This window comes from Promicromonospora citrea, from assembly GCF_013004695.1.
GTDB lineage: Bacteria > Actinomycetota > Actinomycetes > Actinomycetales > Cellulomonadaceae > Promicromonospora > Promicromonospora citrea.
Genome location: NZ_JABEMG010000260.1, coordinates 1 through 2,130 on the forward strand (window position 1 = coordinate 1; position 2,130 = coordinate 2,130).

Consider the following 2,130-nt stretch of genomic DNA (forward strand, 5'->3'; position numbering starts at 1 on the left):
CGACCTGCACGCCGGGCAGGTCGGCCTGCTCGAGGCGGTCGACGACGCCCGTCCGGACCGCCTCGGGCAGGGAGAACTGGTCCTGCGTGAACTGCACGACCGCCAGGGCCGAGGTGCCGTCCTGCGAGACGGTGCGGATGCCCGAGGACAGGTCGGCCAGCTCCTGGCCCAGCTCGAGCTGCTGGGCCTGGGCCTCCAGCTCGGCGCGGCCCGCGTCGAGCTGCGACTGCTGCGCCTCGAGGTCGGGGGCGGCGCTGAGCGGCACGCCCGCGGCCTGCAGCTGCGCGGCGGCGGCGTCGAGCTGCTCCTGCCCGGACTCCAGCTCGGCGCGCCCCGCCTCGAGCTGGTCGGCGCCGTCGGCCAGCTGCTGGCGCTGCTGCTCGATCTGGTCCTGCGTGGCGAAGGGGTCCACGGTGCTGGCGACGCCGTCGAGGCCGGCGACGTCGTCGAGCGCCGTGGCGACGGCCGCCTCCTGCTCGGCCGTGAACGGCTGCCCGTCCTCGGTGCGGAGCACGACGGTGCCCGTGGCCCCGCTGGCGCCCGGCACCTCCTCGGCGAGCTGGGCGGCGACGCGGTCGGTCTCCGTGCCGGGGATGGAGAAGGTCGAGACGAGGGTGCCGCCGAAGGCGAGGAAGGCGCCGACGCCCAGCGCCAGCACCGCGAGCGTGGCGCCCAGCGGCCCGACGGCGAGGACGGCGACGATCGCGTCGACGCCGGTGCGCTGCGCGAGCAGGCGCGACAGGATCTCGTCGAGCCTGCTCGCGGGACGGAGCTGGAGCGGCACGGGGTCGTCGGGCCCCGCTGGAACCGTGTACGTGCTGGCGGACTGACCGCTGAGCTGCGCGAGGAGCTGCGGCACCGCCGCGGCGGTCACGCCGGTGGTGTCCACGGGGTACCAGACCCGCGTCTCGGCCATGCCGAGGGTCAGCGGCGCGATCATGGCGGGGCTGACGTAGACCGCGGCGGAGCCGAGCAGGCCACGGTTCGGGTCGGCGACCACCGACGCCTGCGCCGCGAGGGCGTGGTGCAGCCAGTAGTCGGCGTCCGGGTCGCCCGTCTCGAACACGCCCGTCACCACGAGGGACGGGTAGCGCTCCCCGAGGGCGATCACGCCTGCCCCCGAGAGGGTGTCGTACCGCCCGCCGACCTCCCAGCCGTAGGTCTCGGCGACCGCGCGCGAGACCGCGACCTCGAACGGCGGCGCGGGCCGGGCGGGCCGGCCGAAGGACCCGCCGTCCTGCGCGGGGACCGGACCGGCCGTGGGCTCTGGCCAGCGCCCCTCGACGAGCTCCGCGTGCTCGTCGAGGTCCGTCGCGGCCCGGAGGTAGACCTTGGCCTCGGACAGCTCCGAGCCGGGTACCGGGTCGGTGTAGGCGAAGTCGCCCGAGGTCACGTGGAACAGGGGCGCGCCCATGGTCGAGCGCAGCGGCTCGGGGGTCTCGGCGCGCACCGCGTCGAGGTTGGCCACCAGCGGCGTCCAGTCGGGCACCTCCGGCACGACGCCGCCGGCGCCGCCGGGAGCCTGGTCCAGGTCGTAGAACCTGCCGCTCGGCGGCTCGCCCGGCACCGCGCCCGCGATCGCGACGACGTCACGGGTCAGCCCGGAGGCGGTCGCCGTCTCGTGGACCACCTGCGCCGCGTGCATCGCCTCGACCGCCCGCGGCGCCGTCGAGAGCACGCCGGCGGCGAGGAAGGCGACGACGCCGAGCGCCGCCGTCGCGCCCCAGGAGGTGCGCAGCTGCCGCCGCGCGAGCAGGGTGAGCCCGGACAGGGCCGCCATCAGCGGACCTCCTCGCGGTAGGTGGTGTCGCGGACCTGCGCCGCCACCCGTCCACCGACGCCCGCCGCGACCAGCGCGAGGCCGGCCGCCGCGGCCGCGAGGACGAGGCCGGTGCCCGCGGTCTCCAGGACGAACCGCGCGGGCGGTGCGGCCGCGACACCGGTGAATGACAGCGCTGCCATCGGTATCGGGAAGGAACGTCGCCGTCGGGCGGGACGGTGGCGACAGGTATCGCCGAATGACGAGCACCACCCTACGAAGGAGCGACCGATGAGGTTCACCAGAGCTGCCGCCCCGGTCGTCGCGCTGGCCTGTGCACTGGGGGCAGCCGCCCCCGCCGACGCACAGGA

At 76.2% G+C, this 2,130-nt stretch carries 1 protein-coding gene and 1 pseudogene; both read right to left on the bottom strand.

The genetic code is table 11. The features are described 5' to 3' along the window. A pseudogene (locus HLB15_RS23400) lies at positions 1-1,780 on the bottom strand (hypothetical protein); the annotation flags it as partial. Beyond that, complete coding sequence (locus HLB15_RS23405; protein ID WP_171109140.1) at positions 1,780-1,962, bottom strand: hypothetical protein; 183 nt, start codon at positions 1,960-1,962, stop codon at positions 1,780-1,782. The gene HLB15_RS23405 and the pseudogene HLB15_RS23400, both read right to left, overlap by 1 nt. Positions 1,963-2,130: the final 168 nt, after the last annotated feature.